The following is a 14,768-nucleotide window of genomic DNA, read 5'->3' as shown; positions in this document are numbered from 1 at the left end:
CGAAGCCAATGGCCGAACGGTTAAGTTGGCCACCACGTGCTGCGTCATCGGTGTTGTGAGTTATGGGTAAACGCGTTGCTGGATACGCTGGCGACCGAGTGTTGTCCCGCATCGGGATCGTGCTTCTGTCCGTAGTCAGCGCTGCGGCTGCCACATCATGCCAAGTCCAAGAGCGGTTCCCGCGTGCCTATCTCAACAGCGTCCTCAGACAGCGTGCCTGATGACTAGCGCACTCACGGCATCATCGGGGACCGCGTCCCGGGTTGGGACATCGGTGAACCAGCGCCATCGGGCGCGGCCAAACCTCCTATATTTCAACCTTGTTTTGGGCGTGCATCGCAGAGTTACTCCTATGCAGTAGCAACGTGTGCGGCCTCTTCCCGGGTGAAGCGGAAGTCCGTGCCGTCCTTCCACATACGATGCAGAACCACCCCGATCCGTCGCGCGAGCGCAACAGTGGCGCGCTTTTTGCCCCGCCGCTTGGCGACATTCAGCGCCCATGCGGTCAGCCAGTTCTTGCGGCCGCGATGCAGCATGACCGTCGCTGCCTGGTACAGCGCCGTGCGCAGCCCAACATCGCCAGCCCGAGACACTTGGCCAATGATGTCGCGCTCGCCTGACTGCTCACGTCGCGGGGTCAACCCAACCCACGGACCGATGTCCTTGGAAGATCGGAACCGCTCCGGGTCATCAATAGACGCCTTGACGGTCAGGGCCACGACGGGACCAACCCCAGGCATCGTCATGAGCGAGTGACAGACCGGGTCTTCCTTGGCGTGGTTGCGCAGGAGCTTCTCCAAACTGGCCAGTTCCTGTCGCAGCATCCGTCGTGATGCAAGGATCGGGGTAGCTGCAGCCTCCAGCATGGGATTACCTTCGGTCAGTTCCTGCACCCGCGCTTCAAAGCGACCCTTTGCAACACGTCCCATCTTCAGTCCAAAGTTTCGCAACACACCACGGATCGATAGTTCGAGATTCATCGCCGCCTGCTGGACAGTCTTGCGCGTGGCCAGAAGGGCGCGCATCTCTTGAGCTGATATCGATTTGCAATGGACAGGCCGGTACCAGCCCATCTGCAGCAGCCGTGCAATCCCCTCTGCATCCCGACGGTCCGTCTTGATGGGCATCGCTTTCAGCGCACCCTTCACCTGCCGCGTCTCCATCAGCACTGTGGCAAAGCCTGCGTCGGTCAAATGCCGATAAAGCCATTGCGAGAGAGGACCGGCTTCTAGGCCCACTGCAACAACAGCCCCAGGAATTGCCTTTAGCGTCGCAACAAGGTCCTCCGGTTCACTGACTGCGGTCGTTTCCTTGACGATCTTGCCCTGCGCGCTCACCGTGCAGATCGCAGTGCTTGCGAGAGAGACATCCAATCCGATATAAGTTTCCATGTCGTTGTCCTTTCGTTGTTCAAAACTTGGGGCGCGCATCACAGCACCACCCCGTCGACACGCCGCACAGCGTGCCAAGGGCAACGACACCTCACATCGAACGGTCGATCAACTCACAACGATGCCATTTGGGTCGAACCCTGTTACGGCATCTCAACGCTGAAGAGCAAGCAGTTTTCATCGATTTGCTGAGTCGCCTGATCGAGGCAAATAACGAATTCAGCCGCGCACCTATGGCTTGAATCACTCTGGGCAGTGCGCGACTGAACAAGTTTTTCGGCTGTGGAGCGGTGATTTCCAGTGAAGCTAGCGTCGAAATCACTGCTCATAAGGTGTGTATTTTCTTATATTATAAAGCTTAAACAATAACTTAAACAAATTAATTAATCACATGAATAAATACTTTGCGGATTTCATTTAAGGGGGTATGCTTCTTAAAAAGCATGAGGGAAAACTGTGAGATGATTTATTTTCAAGCAACAGCAGATATGCTCTGCGGGCCGGATCTGGCGGTTGGCAAATCCGATCAGATCGAAGGGGCGGGCCGATGACAGTTTTCTTCCAGCTTGTGCTTACCGGTCTTGTTACGGGGTCTTTTCTTATTCTTGCAACGATCGGTTTTTCATTCACCCGCCGCGTTGAGGGATTTCTGAATATTGCGCACCCTGAATTGCTTGGCGTGTCGGCCTTTACCACATGGGGGCTAAACGTGATTTGGGGCTGGCACATCATTCCCTCGGCAATGGTTGGGATCGTTTTTACAGCTTTTGTCGGGTTGATTATTGGACGTGTTGTGTATGATCCAATCCGTGCGCTTGGTCCGGCAATCTTGCTCATTACGTCCGTCGGCGTGCACTATGTCCTTGGCGGGTCGGTTGATGCCATCGTCGGGACCGGAATTCGCAGCCTGGACATTCCGCTTGCTGAAAGTTACCGATTTTGGGGAGTGCGGATCACGAATTACCAGATGATCGTCGTTGTTTTCGCGGCTTTGGCAACAGTCGGCCTCGCGTTGTTTCTTAACAAAACACCAATGGGCCTTGCGATCCGGGCCATGTCAGCCAACCCGGAGCTTGCAGCGTCTCGCGGCATTGATGTGAAATCGACCTCGCGCATTACGTGGCTTATTTCGTCGGGTCTCGCAGGTCTCGCAGGTGTCATGCTTGCTGTAATTGCGACACTGTCGACCGATATCGCATTTAACCAAATACTACAGATACTTGCTGTCGCAATCCTTGCGGGGCTCGGCTCACTTTATGCGGTCGTCGCAGCAGGGTTGATTATCGGCGTTGCTATGGATGTGTCGGTATTCTGGATACCCGCAGGCTATCGTCCACTTGTCGCCTTTAGCGTCGTCATTCTGGTGCTAATGTTCCGTCCAGAGGGTCTAGCAGGGAAGAAATCACGATGACTATTTACGCAATCATTATCGCGACACTCACCTTCGGGGCCATTTTCTCAGTGCTGACGTTGTCGCTAAATCTTCAATATGCCCGTGGTGGCATGATCAACTTCGGGACCGTAGCCTATTTTGCGGCAGGTGCATACGCCTACGCAATTTTCACACAAGAGCCTCCAAGCGGCCTTGACCAATACCGGTTTGGTTTCGACATGCCCTGGTACGTCGGCTTCCTTGCCGCTGGTGTTGCGTCGCTGCTTTTTGCGCTGGTCACCGGATGGCCGACACTCAGGTTGCGCGGCGAATACCTTGCGTTGACGACGTTTGCCTTTGCCGAAGTTTTCCATTCCCTCCTTCTTAATGAGCGCCGGATTGGTAACGGGAGTGTTGGGCTTGCCAATGTCGAACGTCCGGACCCGACAACGCTGGGTATGAGCGATACTGTCGGATACGCGCTTGCTGCCGTAGTGTTAATGTTGGTCACGGCTTTTGTGTTTAACCGTCTGTTGAAATCACCCTTCGGCCGGACAATTGACGCCGTACATGATGATGAAATCGCGGCGCAGGCCGTCGGCAAAGACGACGCCCGCATCCGGCTTCAGGTGTTTATTATCTCAGCAATTCCGATCGGGTTTGCCGGAGCTCTTTATGCGATGATTACCACCTTGGTCGCACCTGCAATGTTTACGGCAGAAGTTACATTTTTGTTTGGATCGCCCTCGTGCTTGCTGGTGAAAAGACAATCGTTGGTGCGATTTTAGGAGCCATGGCTCTCGTATTGTTTCAGGAACTCGTCAAAGGGGTCCCGTTCGAGACTGTACGTGGTGCCCAGATTGCTGCTTCGGTCGAAGAAATAGTCACGGGAATCCTGTTCATACTCGTATTGAGATTGCGGCCTTGGGAAAAATTGTCAAAAAGGAACGCGTCATGAGCGATATCATCCTTAGCGTCGAGAACGTCGCAATGGACTTTGATGGATTTCGGGCCGTTGGCGGTGAACACGGCCTCAGCTTTAATGTTAATCGTGGAGGTTTTCTCGGGTTGATCGGCCCCAACGGAGCTGGCAAATCCACAACGTTCAATCTGATTTCGGGTGTATTGAAGCCGACGCAAGGCCGTGTTGCCATGAATGGTGTGGAACTGTCTTCGCTCAAGGCTGCTGAAATCGCTGGTCACGGCCTTGGGCGGACGTTTCAGACGCCACGCGCTTTTCCGTCTTTGAGTGTAATTGACAATGTCATCGTCGGTTCAGAGCATTCCGAAGAAGGGCCCCTTGCTGCACTATTCGGACGATGGCGCCCTGCAGATGTGGAATTACATGAAAAGGCGGAACACGCGCTTGAACGTGTCGGGCTTGCGGACCGGTTGCATGACTCAGTTGCAAACCTGTCGGGTGGTGAACTTCGCATGCTCGAGGTTGCACGCCAACTGAACCGTGATCCCTCGATCCTTTTGTTAGACGAACCCACAGCAGGGGTCGATCCGAACTTGCAAGTGAAACTGTCGGAAATTCTGGTGCAGCTTCATGCGGACGGTACAACTTTGATCGTTGTGGAACACAATTTGGCCTTTCTGCTAAACATTGCGGATAGCGTCGTTGTTCTTCAGAACGGTGCGCTGCTTGCAGAGGGTGATCCGGATTCTATTCGTCACGACCCGGCGGTAATTTCAGCCTACCTTGGAGCAGACCATGAAACTTGAAGTCAAAGGGCTGCACAGCGGCTATGGGAAGGTCACGATTTTGCATGGGATGAATTTTATCGCGGAGCCCGGCGAGATTACATGTATTTTGGGACCCAACGGTGCCGGCAAGAGCACATTGATGAAAACTATCGCTGGTCACTTACCTGTTGATCGTGGCGAGATCACGATTGACGGAAAATCTTTTACTAAATTGAGTGCTTTGGCAACAACACGATCTGGCGTCGGCTATGTTCCGCAAGAGAACAATACCTTTGCAGAGATGACGGTGCGCGACAACTTATTGGCTTCGGCGCTTAACTTTGCGGACACAGGTGCGCGTATCGACAATACCTATGAACGGTTCCCGATACTGAAAGAACGCTCGACACAGCTTGCTTCAACGTTGTCAGGGGGCGAACGGCAGACGCTTGCTGTTGCGAATGCGTTGATTGGTGCGCCGAAGGTCTTGATGCTTGATGAACCGACTGCGGGACTGGCGCCGATCTTTGTCGACCGGATCGTCGATTGGGTTTGTGAGCTGGCCCAATCTGGCATGACCGTCATTTGGGTCGTCGAACAGAACCCAGAAAAAATCCTAAAAATATCGCGAACGACCTGGATGTTTGATGCTGGGCGCAATCGCGAAACCTTGCCAAGCGCGGACTTGCTGGAACCTGGCAGGCTGGAAGAAATGCTTTTACAGGCACACTAACCGGAAAACCGGATCATACGACCCAACAAGGAGAAAACAGATGAATACAATTTCAAGGAAGTTACGTAACATGACTGCCATTGCTGCAGTAGCGGCCATCGCGGCGCCGTCTTTTGCTGCCGCCGATGTGACCGTCGGCGTGCTGGTGCCGCTTACTGGCGAACTGGGCGAGTTCGGTGCTATTGTTGCAGGAGGTGTGGAAGTTGCTGTCAACGAAATCAACGCTGCCGGTGGTACCTCTTGCGGGATGTTGCGCACTGTTATTGCCGACACTGGGGGCAGCGCTGAAAAAGGCATCCGTGAAGCCACCAAGATGATCGAAACCGAAGGTGCTGTTGCAATTCTTGGGCCAACGTCCGGCGTTATGGTGGCGCTTGTTGATCTTGCCAAACGCAGACAGACACCCATCATTTCACCCTATGCCGGTACAATCACTTTGGACGAGCTGGGTGGAGACTACGTTTATCGCACTGTTGGTTCGGATCTTGGTGACGGCGCCGCGGCGGGTCTCTGGCTGACCGAAAAGGGCTATAAATCTGTGGCCATGCTGGTTCAAAATGAAGAGTCTACAATCTCTCCTGCGCAGGTTGCTCGCGCGGCCCTTGAAGAGGCCAATGTCGAAATCACCGATTATGTGATCTACAACCCAGGCCAACCGTCTTATCAGGCTGAACTGGTCGCGGTCCTTGCGAACAATCCCGACGTTATCTATTTGGCTGGTGGTCAGGAATCAGGCGTAACCGTTATGAAAGAAGCCGCCGTTGGTGGGTTTGAAGGCGAGTGGTTGTTGACTGCAGATCTGGCCGTCCCGCAGATTTTTGAAGCCGTCGATCCGCGCATCTTGAACGGAAGGGCTTATGTTCAACTCGCAGAACCTGACAATTCATTGCCAGCCTACCAAACATTTGCCGCGAAAATGATGATGGAAACAGGTGCTGCACCTGGCCCGTTTGCAGCCAATTCCTATGATATGGCGATGTTGGTCGCCCTTGCTCTTGAGGGGTCGGAAGGCTGCAACGGCGAGGCAATCAACTCGGCAATTCGCGATGTAACTGTTGATGGGGAGATGGTATCCGATTTTGCAGCGGCGCGTGATTTAATTGCTGGAGGCACCAATATCGACTTTGAGGGTGCATCCGGCCCGTTGACGATGGATGAAAGCGGAACCCCGGCTGGTTCTTTCCTGATCATGCGTGCCGAAGATGGCGCGTGGGTGTCGGAAAAATTCTATCCGGCGACAGTATTCGAATAAAGCTAATATTTGAGGCCCGCTCGTTTTGGGTGGGCCTCAATCTCTCTGGCGTAAAATCCCAGAATTTCATATATCAGGACCTAACAAACCATGGTTTTTGGCGTAGGGATATCGGCAGGTTGGAGCCTTTCACGGAAGTATTTTCGAAAGCAGCTTAGACTACACCAACCTTTTAGTTGTTTGTCCAATGCTGACGATTTAGCCTTAACGCTAAAGCCAAAATTTTACGGGAAGTACTCTGAGGAATATCGAAATGAAAGTTGTTATTGTTGGTGCAAACGGTGCAGTTGGAAACGCGGCAGTCGAGGCACTATCTGAAAGGCACCAGATAATCCGTGTCGGCAAAACAAGCGGTGATATCCAGGTTGACCTTGAAGATGTCGCCAGCATTAGAGCTATGTACGAAGCAATCGGCAAAATTGATGCAATGGTTTGCGCGGTCGGCCATGGGCATTTTGGACCCGTCGATGAGATGACAACTGACCAATTCATCGAAGGCATCAACGGCAAAGTGCTGCCGCAGATAAATTTGGTGCTTTCAGGGTTTGAGTATATGAACGATGGCGGCTCGTTCACTTTGACGAGTGGTGTCCTCAACCGTGATCCGATAAAAGGTGGATCTGGCGCAGCGGCTGCAAATGGAGCGATTGACGGGTTTGTCGGAGGCGCAGCAATTGAGATGCCAAGAGGCATCCGCATCAATGCAGTTAGCCCGGAAGTTCTTGAAGTGTCGCGCGCTAAATACGACGGCTTCTTCAGGGGCCACAATCATGTTTCGAACGAAGCCGTTGGGCGCGCATTCAGCAAAGCAGTTGAAGGGCTTGTAAACGGGCAAATACTCATCGTCGAGTAAGCGCGATTCGATCGCGCCCAAAAGCGACTCGCAAATACTACCTACGTAATTTGTTGATTGCTCTGAGTGGCAGGCCTAAAACCATCGCACACAAAGAACGCGTTTTCTGCCAACAATATCCGCTCAAAACCCAAACAGTTGGTGAATGTTTTTACCTCCCCTGCTGTCGCTGTACCCTAATTAATCAGAATCGCGTCTGAAATTTCCCAATAAAATCCATGGCGGTTTGCACCTGTCGCGTAGCCCTTAGAGCGGTTCCTGATCATCTTGAATCGTTGGGGATTCCCACGTGTGCGGATTTCTGATTCCTTACTGCTCAGGAGGATCGTTTCATGCCCGCACCCTTGTCACCCGACATTCGCCATCGTTTTCAAGTTCTACACCGAGAGGGCCATTCGGCGCGTGAGATCGGTCGTTGCTTGCTGATCCCCGCTGCAACCGCTGTACGGTTTGCGGCGTGCTTGCGGGAGACTGGAAACCTCACGCCAGCTGACGTGCCCCCAATAAACCGGGCCATTCAAAAGGAGAGTTTGTTCTTGTAACGTTCGTCAGAACAAGGAGAACAGACGATGCGCAAATCACGTTTCACCGAAGAGCAGATTGTGGTGTCAATCGATGCTTTTTCAGTGCCCCCCTAGCCTGACAATGAATAAGGATTTAATTGGAATGCGGATCAATGTCCTTGTGAATCTGGTTCACCGTTCCTGCGAAGAACGGATTGAATGGATGTTATAGAGCACCAATGCGCTTATCACTATGACGCCGCCAAGTAAGGCTTTCTGACCCGGATTTTCACCTACGACGAGCCAGACCAGAAGGGGCGCGAGGATGGATTCGAGCAGGATTAACAAAGAAACTTCACCTGATTTGATATAGCGCGGACCGAGCGTGAGAAGGCAACTTGCTGCGCCAATGAACGCGCCATGTGCCAAAAACAACGGCCATTGTGGGCCGAAATCTGGACCCGGAATAGAGATAAGCCCAAGGATCAACGCCGTCCCGAGGTACGCGCAAGGGATGGCCGGGATCATCGAGACGTCTTTGACGCATCGCACTGCGGTCAAAGCGCCGGCGTAGGATGCGCAGACCAAAAGGGCGCAAAGATCACCTTGCCATGATGAAACATCGTTCTCATGTGATCCGGCTGCTATGATTGCCAACCCACCCATTACTGCAGCCATCGTCACCACCATACGCAAGCAAATTGGCTCGCCCAAAAAGATGCGGCTAAAGATTGTCGCAAAAATTGGCATCGCGGCCAGAATAAACACCACATTCGCCACGCTTGTCCATGCGATCGCGAGGACAAAGCCGATATTTGTCGTGCCGAGAAGTAGGACATATACCAAACCGATACGTCCCGTGCGCAGAGCGGCCAGAAACGCGCCCCAGCCTTGAAATACAAGAACAAGCGCGAAAATAATGAATCCAGCGATGAGACCCCGCCAAAAGGCTGTGACTAAGGGGTCTGCTTCGATCAGCCGAACAAACAATGCGTCCGGCACGACAAGCAGGACGCCAAAGATCGTGATCAACACACCTTTTGAATGTGACGTCATGGGGTTAGTGGTGTGGCCGGTGTGGACCCAGTATCCAAGTTTTCCTGGCGCAGGCGACTGCCTGTCGATTTCGCATGCTCGGCTATATTCTCCATCGATGTCAGCCAGACATCGCCTTGTTCGACGATCCGTTCAATATGCCGTTCCAGTTCTCGCCAGCGGGCAAGGCGCCCAGTCAGGAAGGGGTGGAGTACGGGCATCCAGAACCCTCCAGCCTCATACATAGCGTCAAATTCCTCTATAAAGGCTTTGATGCCATCGGATGGACCACGCACAGGCATGATGTAATCCAGCTCACCCATGTGTGCGAAGGGCGGCCAATCGTCGGTTCCCCAGTGCGGCGGGATCTCAATGAGTGAACCTGAGTTGGTGACAACCTCGTAGGGAAGGTCATCCGCCATCATAGAGCTATCATATAGGAAATCATGCTCGATCAATCGGTTCACGATAGCGGGGGTGATGCTGTACACAGGCGCGCGGTAGCCGCGCGGTTTGTGCCCTGTCATTTTGATGTGAGTGTCCAGTGCACGCTCGAAAAGCTCGGCCTCTACTTCGTCCGAATGTTCCATAGGATCTTCGTGGGCCCAAGAATGGTGGCCAATCTCATGGCCGTCTTTCAGGATCGCCTCAACAGTGTCGGGGTATTCCTCCATCACCCATCCAGGCATGAAAAATGTCTGCGTAAGTTCAAGCCGGCGGTAGGTTTCCAGAATGCGCGGCACTGCAACAGTCGGGCCATAGCGCCCCATCGAAATGGGTTGAAGGCGCAGGTCTGCATCTTTAGGCCGCCCGACCCGCACAAGAGAGTCGGCATCAATATCAAACGTGACCGATGCTGCGCACTTCTTGCCATTGGGCCATGACATAGGATGAAGAAACATTGTTTTCCTTTCTGAAAATCTGTACGCGCTTGCTATGCAGTAACCGTCGCTTGAACCGCAAACAGCGCGTCTAGATCATTGCGGATGCGGCGCAAAACGTCCTCTATTTGTAAATTTTCCGAGCATACAAATTGGATGAACCGCGCGTTCTGAAGGTGGAACAGCGCCTTACCCAAATGTTCGGGCACCACAGACGGCGGCAACGCCCCCGCTGCTTTCATCCGCTCCATCTTTTGCACAAGAACCTGCGCGAGCTCTTGGTCCAGATCGAAATACGGTTTGCTGACGGAATCGTCAGCGTTGGCTGTTACCGTTGCGATCACCTGCCGCCAAATCACCTTCCGAAGATTGGCGACTGCGTGTTCCATAATCGTTTTTGAGAATGACAGCATAACTTCTGTGACAGTTTGCGGACAGTTTGCCAGTTCTTTATTTAATCGGGTGACCAATGTGCGATCATTTTCGGCGACAAGCGCCAATAGGATGCCCGATTTTGTCCCATAGTAGTTATGGACAGTGACACCTGACATGCCTGCCGCCTGTGCAATGTCTTCAATTGTCGTCTTTTCGAATCCATGCTTTAGGAACAGGGACTTTGCCACCTGAGCAATTCTGGCCTGACGATCTTCTTTTTGCCGTTCTCTCAGTCCAGTCACAGCAGCCTCCTCGCGTTCACATACTGCAACTATAAGAGGCAATCTTGTGGAAAATCAAACTAAAAACTTTAGTAAGCTAAATATTTTGTTGCATAAAGGATTTTGCTGGATAAGGGTTTAATGTAACTTCAACCAGGAAAGGACATCTCATGCGAATTTTCAATGCACTCGGCGCGGCGGCCCTGCTGTCTGCAGGCATCAGTGCGGGCACTGCTGCCGCTGATGAAATCAAAGTGGGGATCTGTGTTTCATGGCCGGGATACGCGATGCTTGAACTGGCGCGTCAGCAAGGTTTTCTGCCTGAGCACGATCTGGATATTACAATTTTTGAAGACCCTCTTGGCGGTCACTCAGCCTTGGCGGCTGGGCAAATTGACGTCTATGGTTGCACTGCTGATTACACACCGATCATCGTTGACCAGGGCTTTGATGTTGTAAACGTAGCCTTTTTGAACCCGTCTTATGGAGTTGATCATATCATTTTGGCCCCCGAGGTTGAAGTCGAGACGCTCGCCGGATCAAAGGTATCCGCACCCCAAGCCTATATTGGGCATCTTCTGATGGGGATGTGGTTGGACCGTGAAGGTGTTGATCTCGACACTGTCGAATGGATTAACCTGAATGCAGACGAGGCCGTTGGCCCGATGCTGTCGGGCGATCTTGCGGCGGGCTACATGTACGAGCCATGGATTTCTCAGGTTCTTGAGGCAAACCCTGGTGCCCGCAGCGTGATCAATACCGGTGATGCCGAGCTTCTGAAGTCGGGCATTTACATGGACGCGATGTATATGAACAAGAACTTTATTGCTGAAAACCGCGAAGCTGCGGTTGCTGTGCTAAAGGCGCGTTGGGATGGTCTGACTTATTGGAACCAAAACGTCGAAGCGGCGAACAAGGCAATGGCTGCGTTTTTGCAATGGCCTGAAGAAGACATCGGTTATGTAATTGGGACGGACGGCAAAAGCCTTGATGGCGGCATCTACATGCTCGACTTTGATGAGTCCGCACGGATGTGTGGCGTGCTGGAAGGTGAGCCGCCGTTTGGCATTGAAAATGGTGCTATGACCGGAACAATCGCGACTATCAACGAATGGTGGATCAGGTTGGGGCTGATGGAAAACACGATTGATGCCGCCGCTGGTGTTGATTGTAGTTTGATGGGTGATCTTGTTGCGGCAGGCTACCGCCAAGACCTTCAACCAAACTGATTTAACCAAGTCCCTGCGCGTACCGATGTTTCGCGCAGGGCTTTTGATATATGAGACAGCGAATGACAAACAACAAACCCAAACCGGACTTCTTTGCGGTCCGGGGCTCCGTTGGACATTTGCAAAGCACGATATCCGCAATCGGCATTTGGGCCGTTTTCTTCGGTGTCTGGGTTTTGGCCACAAGTTCCGGCTGGGTGAATGACCTCTTGGTGCCGTCCCCGCAAAGGGTTTTGGCCGCTACCTATGATTTGTTCATAAATCGGGGGTTTACTAGCGACGTCTTGATCTCCATCTGGCGTGTGTTTATTTCGTTTGCGATAGCCTGCGCAGTTGCTATCCCACTCGGAGTTGCCATGGGAACATTTGCGTCGATTGAAGCGATTTTTGCCCCGTTTGTATCGGCATGGCGTTATTTGCCTGCGCCGTCATTTATTCCTATTTTGTTGATGTGGTTCGGTACCGGAGAAGCACCAAAACTCGCGCTATTGGTGATCGGCGTCATCTTCTTTCTGATCACTTTGGTGATGGATCATACTAAAAATGTTCGCAAAGAGCTGATCGAAACGGCGCTAACGTTGGGCGCTAATCGCTATGTCGTGGTCCTAAAGGTCGTCTTCCCCGCGGCACTTCCCGATATCGTAACAGCCATGCGGCAGATGTTGGCGATGGGCTGGACTTATCTCGTCATCGCAGAAATTGTAGCATCAACAACGGGGATTGGGGCAATGATGATGCGCGCACGGCGCTTCTTGAAAACCGATGAAATACTGGCGGGTATCGTCGTGATCGGCATTCTTGGCCTGCTGACGGACGTGATGTTCAGAATGCTTCATCGTCGTTTGTTCCCCTATCTCGAGGTTAAGAACTGATGTCTGGCACCCAACTTGAAGTTCGCGATCTTTCCAAGACATTTGTACTTGGTGGCGGCAAAACATTGCAGGCCGTTGACAGTGTTTCTTTTGGCGTCGACCAAAATTCTATCTGTGTCCTGCTTGGCCCGTCAGGCTGTGGTAAGTCGACGGTTCTGAGGATGATGGCAGGTCTGGAAACCCCGACAAGTGGTGCGGTCGTCATTGGTGGCAAAACAGTTACTGGACCGGGCCAGGATCGCGGCATGGTGTTTCAGGCCTACACATCATTTGATTGGCTGTCCGTACGCAAGAACGTCGAATTCGGCATGAAGGTGAACGGTGTAGATGCGGCAAAGCGTCGCGAACGTGCCGATCATTTTCTTGGCCTTGTTGGGCTCATTAAATTTGCTGAAGCTTATCCGTCGCAACTGTCTGGCGGCATGCGCCAACGGGTTGCGATTGCGCGCACGCTGGCCAATGATCCAGAGGTGTTGCTTATGGATGAACCCTTTGGCGCGCTGGACGCAGAAACCCGTTGGTTGATGCAAGAATTGATGATTGACGTAGCCGAAAAGACAGACACGACAATGGTGATCGTAACCCATGATCTGGAAGAGGCTATTTTCCTTGCTGATAAAATCATCTTTCTGTCCAGCCATCCGGGCCGCCTGAAAGAAGAAATTATTCCCGCGTTCAAAGGTGGTAAAAGGATCGGCGATAAGGAACATATCATCCGGATGGATGGCTATTCAGAGCTTGAGGAAAAACTGATGCGCTTGATGCGCGAAGAAGGTCATCGCCGGACTTAGGAGGGGCAGACGTGTCTATTTCATTTGATTTTAGGGGCAAATCTGTTCTTGTCACCGGTGCCAGCAGCGGCATTGGCCAAGGTGTGGCCGCCGCGTTCGCACGGGCGGGTGCCGATCTGACAATCCTCTCCGATACCGATGGCATACACGCCGCCGCCGCCGCGATGCATGGTAGGGCGAAAGCGATCAAATGCGATATCTCTGATGCGAGCGCAGTAACAGCCGCGCTTGCCAATATTGAACGCGTTGACATTCTGGTTAACAACGCAGGCCTCGAAAAACCTACACCGCTCAGTGGAACAAACCCCAACGGCGATGCGACGTTTGAACGTGTGATGGCCATCAACGTGAACGGAACACGCAACGTTACCGACACGTTGATCAACCGTATCCCAGACGGCGGGCGCATTATCATCACCGCGTCGATTTGGGCGAAAACGGCCGTGGGGGGGTTTTCTGCTTACGTCGCTTCAAAACACGCCAATGTCGGCCTGATGCGCACCTGGGCGCAAGAGCTTGGGCCGCGCGGCATCCGCGTAAATGCTATTTGCCCGGGCTGGGTAAAAACGGGCCCTGCCATGGCTTCTTTGAGTGAACTGGCGACAACCAGCGGAACCACCGAAGACGGATTGCTCGCTGACGTCATGTCTGCACAGGCCATTCATGGCTTGATGACCCCCGAAGACATGGCCGACACCTATCTGTTCCTTGCCAGCGATGGCGGCCACAACATCACAGGACAGGCCATTAACGTCGATCGTGGTGAGGTGATGTCGTGACCCTTTCAGGCCAGACCGCGATCGTCACAGGGGGATCACGCGGCATTGGGCGGGCGATTTGTATTGCATTGGCGCAGCAGGGAGCGAAGGTTGCCTTTTGTCATGCCGATGACCCCGAGGCGGCAGAAACCTTGGTCGCTATCAATTCCCTCAGCGAAGGGTTTGCCTTTGTCTGTGATGTCTCCAATGAGGGCGAAATCGACAGTTTCTTTACCTCAACGCAACAGGCATTGGGCGTGGCAACGATCCTTGTGAACAACGCGGGCATCCTGAAAGAAGCCCCACTTTCGCAAACTGAAGTGCGAGATTTTGATCGCGTCATCGCCGTTAATCTGAGGGGTGCGTTTCTTGCGTCACGGGCCTTTGTGCGGCGCACCACGACGGGGCGGATCATTTGCATTGCCAGTGATTTGGGCGTTCTGGGACGTGAAAACATGATCGCCTATTGCGCATCAAAGGGTGCCATCATCAGCATGACGCGCAGCATGGCCCATGAATTCGCGCCGGACATCTTGGTCAACGCCGTCGCGCCCGGATCAATCGCCACAGACATGACAAAACCTGAATCCATGAGCGCAGAGGCGCTTGCAAAAGACCTCGCTACTCCTTTGGCGCGTTTTGGCGACCCAAAAGAAATCGCGTCGATGGTTCGTTATCTCGCGGGCCCCGACAGTACATTCATCACCGGCCAATGTTTTGGCGTAAACGGCGGCAGCGTGATGCGCTAATGGA

Annotated in this window: 15 protein-coding genes; 11 read left to right on the top strand and 4 right to left on the bottom strand. The window is 53.0% G+C overall.

Annotated elements, in window-relative coordinates:
- Positions 1 to 350 precede the first annotated feature (350 nt).
- Positions 351 to 1,391: an IS110 family transposase gene (locus tag LOKVESSMR4R_RS16005; RefSeq protein ID WP_087213186.1), complete on the bottom strand. Its 1,041-nt coding sequence runs from the start codon at positions 1,389 to 1,391 to the stop codon at positions 351 to 353.
- 547 nt (positions 1,392 to 1,938) lie between these two features.
- On the opposite strand from LOKVESSMR4R_RS16005, the gene LOKVESSMR4R_RS15995 reads away from it, so the two are divergent.
- The 6 genes from LOKVESSMR4R_RS15995 (at position 1,939) to LOKVESSMR4R_RS15970 (ending at position 7,290) form a co-directional block, all read left to right on the top strand.
- On the top strand, positions 1,939 to 2,802 hold the full coding sequence (locus LOKVESSMR4R_RS15995) for a branched-chain amino acid ABC transporter permease (protein WP_087210587.1): 864 nt from the start codon (positions 1,939 to 1,941) through the stop codon (positions 2,800 to 2,802).
- A complete protein-coding gene (locus LOKVESSMR4R_RS15990; RefSeq protein ID WP_087210584.1) occupies positions 2,799 to 3,551 on the top strand; it encodes a branched-chain amino acid ABC transporter permease in 753 nt (250 codons plus the stop codon). The genes LOKVESSMR4R_RS15995 and LOKVESSMR4R_RS15990 overlap by 4 nt, the downstream gene beginning before the upstream one ends.
- A 166-nt stretch (positions 3,552 to 3,717) precedes the next feature.
- Positions 3,718 to 4,491 carry an ABC transporter ATP-binding protein gene (locus tag LOKVESSMR4R_RS15985; protein WP_087213424.1) on the top strand — a complete coding sequence of 258 codons (774 nt, stop codon included), beginning with the start codon at positions 3,718 to 3,720 and terminating at the stop codon, positions 4,489 to 4,491.
- Positions 4,481 to 5,185: an ABC transporter ATP-binding protein gene (locus tag LOKVESSMR4R_RS15980; protein ID WP_087210581.1), complete on the top strand. Its 705-nt coding sequence runs from the start codon at positions 4,481 to 4,483 to the stop codon at positions 5,183 to 5,185. Before LOKVESSMR4R_RS15985 ends, LOKVESSMR4R_RS15980 begins: the two co-directional genes overlap by 11 nt.
- Positions 5,186 to 5,225: 40 nt before the next feature.
- Positions 5,226 to 6,437 (top strand): ABC transporter substrate-binding protein, encoded by a 1,212-nt coding sequence (locus LOKVESSMR4R_RS15975; RefSeq protein WP_157898253.1) that lies wholly within the window; start codon positions 5,226 to 5,228, stop codon positions 6,435 to 6,437.
- Between the two features lie 253 nt (positions 6,438 to 6,690).
- A complete protein-coding gene (locus tag LOKVESSMR4R_RS15970; protein WP_087210573.1) occupies positions 6,691 to 7,290 on the top strand; it encodes a short chain dehydrogenase in 600 nt (199 codons plus the stop codon).
- A 695-nt stretch (positions 7,291 to 7,985) separates the two neighbouring features.
- On the opposite strand, the gene LOKVESSMR4R_RS15965 is transcribed toward LOKVESSMR4R_RS15970, so the two are convergent.
- From LOKVESSMR4R_RS15965 to LOKVESSMR4R_RS15955, 3 genes are read right to left on the bottom strand one after another with little or no spacing between them, the layout of a single operon-like run.
- Entirely contained in the window at positions 7,986 to 8,828 is an 843-nt protein-coding gene (locus LOKVESSMR4R_RS15965) for a DMT family transporter (RefSeq protein ID WP_335673968.1), read from the bottom strand.
- A gap of 17 nt (positions 8,829 to 8,845) precedes the next feature.
- Positions 8,846 to 9,730, bottom strand: coding sequence for a polysaccharide deacetylase family protein (locus LOKVESSMR4R_RS15960; RefSeq protein WP_087210567.1), 885 nt, complete (start codon positions 9,728 to 9,730; stop codon positions 8,846 to 8,848).
- 32 nt (positions 9,731 to 9,762) lie between these two features.
- Positions 9,763 to 10,386 carry a TetR/AcrR family transcriptional regulator gene (locus tag LOKVESSMR4R_RS15955; RefSeq protein WP_157898252.1) on the bottom strand — a complete coding sequence of 208 codons (624 nt, stop codon included), beginning with the start codon at positions 10,384 to 10,386 and terminating at the stop codon, positions 9,763 to 9,765.
- A gap of 149 nt (positions 10,387 to 10,535) precedes the next feature.
- Here LOKVESSMR4R_RS15955 and LOKVESSMR4R_RS15950 point away from each other — a divergent pair, with 149 nt between their 5' ends.
- The 5 genes from LOKVESSMR4R_RS15950 to LOKVESSMR4R_RS15930 all read left to right on the top strand — a co-directional run bounded on the left by LOKVESSMR4R_RS15950 (position 10,536) and on the right by LOKVESSMR4R_RS15930 (position 14,764).
- Entirely contained in the window at positions 10,536 to 11,594 is a 1,059-nt protein-coding gene (locus tag LOKVESSMR4R_RS15950) for an ABC transporter substrate-binding protein (RefSeq protein WP_087210561.1), read from the top strand.
- A gap of 62 nt (positions 11,595 to 11,656) precedes the next feature.
- Positions 11,657 to 12,466: an ABC transporter permease gene (locus LOKVESSMR4R_RS15945; RefSeq protein WP_087210558.1), complete on the top strand. Its 810-nt coding sequence runs from the start codon at positions 11,657 to 11,659 to the stop codon at positions 12,464 to 12,466.
- Entirely contained in the window at positions 12,466 to 13,257 is a 792-nt protein-coding gene (locus LOKVESSMR4R_RS15940; RefSeq protein WP_087210555.1) for an ABC transporter ATP-binding protein, read from the top strand. Before LOKVESSMR4R_RS15945 ends, LOKVESSMR4R_RS15940 begins: the two co-directional genes overlap by 1 nt.
- Positions 13,258 to 13,268: 11 nt before the next feature.
- Complete coding sequence (locus LOKVESSMR4R_RS15935) at positions 13,269 to 14,036, top strand: SDR family NAD(P)-dependent oxidoreductase (RefSeq protein WP_181417235.1); 768 nt, start codon at positions 13,269 to 13,271, stop codon at positions 14,034 to 14,036.
- Positions 14,033 to 14,764, top strand: a complete 732-nt coding sequence (locus tag LOKVESSMR4R_RS15930) for an SDR family NAD(P)-dependent oxidoreductase (RefSeq protein ID WP_087210552.1) — start codon at positions 14,033 to 14,035, stop codon at positions 14,762 to 14,764. The genes LOKVESSMR4R_RS15935 and LOKVESSMR4R_RS15930 overlap by 4 nt, the downstream gene beginning before the upstream one ends.
- Positions 14,765 to 14,768 lie beyond the last annotated feature (4 nt).

Source organism: Yoonia vestfoldensis, from assembly GCF_002158905.1.
Taxonomy (GTDB): Bacteria; Pseudomonadota; Alphaproteobacteria; order Rhodobacterales; family Rhodobacteraceae; genus Yoonia; species Yoonia vestfoldensis_B.
This window is presented reverse-complemented; position numbering and strand designations above follow the sequence as displayed.

Bases quoted from the DNA above. Each gene is read 5' to 3' on its own strand.
- LOKVESSMR4R_RS15945 (WP_087210558.1), top strand. From the start codon at position 11,657: ATGACAAACAACAAACCCAAACCGGACTTCTTTGCGGTCCGGGGCTCC.
- LOKVESSMR4R_RS15980 (WP_087210581.1), top strand. From the start codon at position 4,481: ATGAAACTTGAAGTCAAAGGGCTGCACAGCGGCTATGGGAAGGTCACG.
- LOKVESSMR4R_RS15960 (WP_087210567.1), bottom strand. From the start codon at position 9,730: ATGTTTCTTCATCCTATGTCATGGCCCAATGGCAAGAAGTGCGCAGCA.
- LOKVESSMR4R_RS15990 (WP_087210584.1), top strand. From the start codon at position 2,799: ATGACTATTTACGCAATCATTATCGCGACACTCACCTTCGGGGCCATT.
- LOKVESSMR4R_RS15950 (WP_087210561.1), top strand. From the start codon at position 10,536: ATGCGAATTTTCAATGCACTCGGCGCGGCGGCCCTGCTGTCTGCAGGC.
- LOKVESSMR4R_RS15985 (WP_087213424.1), top strand. From the start codon at position 3,718: ATGAGCGATATCATCCTTAGCGTCGAGAACGTCGCAATGGACTTTGAT.
- LOKVESSMR4R_RS15970 (WP_087210573.1), top strand. From the start codon at position 6,691: ATGAAAGTTGTTATTGTTGGTGCAAACGGTGCAGTTGGAAACGCGGCA.
- LOKVESSMR4R_RS15975 (WP_157898253.1), top strand. From the start codon at position 5,226: ATGAATACAATTTCAAGGAAGTTACGTAACATGACTGCCATTGCTGCA.
- LOKVESSMR4R_RS16005 (WP_087213186.1), bottom strand. From the start codon at position 1,391: ATGGAAACTTATATCGGATTGGATGTCTCTCTCGCAAGCACTGCGATC.
- LOKVESSMR4R_RS15940 (WP_087210555.1), top strand. From the start codon at position 12,466: ATGTCTGGCACCCAACTTGAAGTTCGCGATCTTTCCAAGACATTTGTA.
- LOKVESSMR4R_RS15995 (WP_087210587.1), top strand. From the start codon at position 1,939: ATGACAGTTTTCTTCCAGCTTGTGCTTACCGGTCTTGTTACGGGGTCT.